The sequence below is a fragment of the Vibrio sp. S11_S32 genome (assembly GCF_014694465.1).
GTDB lineage: Bacteria > Pseudomonadota > Gammaproteobacteria > Enterobacterales > Vibrionaceae > Vibrio > Vibrio algicola.
This window is the reverse complement of sequence record NZ_JAAUWS010000110.1, coordinates 1-1549: the sequence shown is the minus strand read 5'-3', so window position 1 is coordinate 1549 and position 1549 is coordinate 1. Positions and strand designations below refer to the sequence as shown.

Below are 1549 nucleotides of genomic sequence, written 5' to 3'. Positions count from 1 at the left end.
GGTAATATGCCCGCTTTGTTAGCGGCTGCACAAGTAAAAACACCCAGTGCCGATAATCAAGTCAGTGTTCAACTAACTGAACTACCGGCACAATCATTAACGACTCACCAAGGCGTTACCACACCAAACCAGCAAAGTTCAGCCAACCTTCTGGTTGCTAGTCATGCTCAGGGCAATGCCAATACACAATCAGCACTTAGTACCCTCACTAATGATCAAGTATCATCACACTTGAATTCCATTCATGCCGAACCTTATTCCTCAAACATGACGGTTGCACTTGAACACACTGATATGGTGATGAACTCAGTATTTTCTCAGGTAGGAAGGAAAGCCTTTTCTCCTAACGTTGATGGCGCTATCAAGGATACTACACCAGCTACCCGCCAGCGTATGTGGTTAGATATCGGTAAAATTCAAGGGGATGTTGAAGGTGAAGAACATTTAGGGGATTACGACTATAACTTATCGCACCTCACTTTAGGGGGAGATATTGCTGAATTCGATAAAGCGACGTTAGGTATGTATTTTTCTACTGGAACCTATGACATGGATGAGCATGATAGTGCGAGCGTGACGTTTTCGAATAAGGCTTATCACTTAGGTTTGTATTTGAATCAGCCTGATCTGGGTCAATGGCAGTTAAAATCACTACTTGGTTATGCTTATGGCAATCACTCGTCATCGCGCGGTGTGCAGCTATCTAATTTGAGTACTAACGCGACTGCGGATTATAATAGTCACAGTCTTTATGCTGGGATAATGGCAACAACGAATTGGTATAGTAATGATTGGGTAGCGTTATCATCTGGCCTAGGATTTAACTATGTCTACTTTAAGCAAGAAGGTTTTTCGGAGAAGGGCGACGACCCAAGCTTAAGTCTGCAGCTGGATGACAGTGATGCACAATCAATTATTACATCACTTGGACTCAGCGCTACTTTTGCTAGTCTTTCCGAAAATTATGCTATTTATCCAGAAGCGTACATTCGTTATGAGCATGATTGGTATGCTAATAAAAATAACGAACATGAAGTGAGCGCTGGGCTCGTTTCAAACCCCAATTACAAGCAAGATTTTGTCGGGCAGAGTCGTGGAGAAAACTCTATAACGGTGGGTTTGGGGCTGACTAGTGATGTGACTAGTGCTGTTCAAATTAATGGGGGGTTCACTGCGACTGAATCTACGCACGGTAGTGAATGGGGCGGATCGCTTAATGTAAGCTATCGATGGTGATAGTTATATTTGAGCATTTTGTAAATACCATCAGTGTATTATCATTCGAATGATAACAGTGACTGTTGTGGCTGGTATTGTCAGCCTCATCTTGTTGTCTTTTGTTATCTTGTGGCTAAGTAGTTTTGGTTACATATTTATAGTTCCTAACTCATTTTCGGGACCCTAGTGATTTGGCTTTCTAAATCACTTAGAGAAGTAGTGGTGGGGGCAGGACTTGCGTTTTGCTACACATTACTTTTTGTATATCAAAACTAGCTGGCTATCTGTAACGTATTTAGAAGCGCAACAAACTTTGGGGCGTGCGACGTGA

The 1549-nt window shown here is 42.4% G+C and carries 1 protein-coding gene; it reads left to right on the top strand.

Annotated features, from left to right (window positions below; translation table 11 throughout):
- Positions 1-1236: autotransporter outer membrane beta-barrel domain-containing protein (locus HC723_RS16755; RefSeq protein WP_190339899.1), on the top strand; the 1236-nt coding region annotated here is incomplete at its 5' end.
- Positions 1237-1549 lie beyond the last annotated feature (313 nt).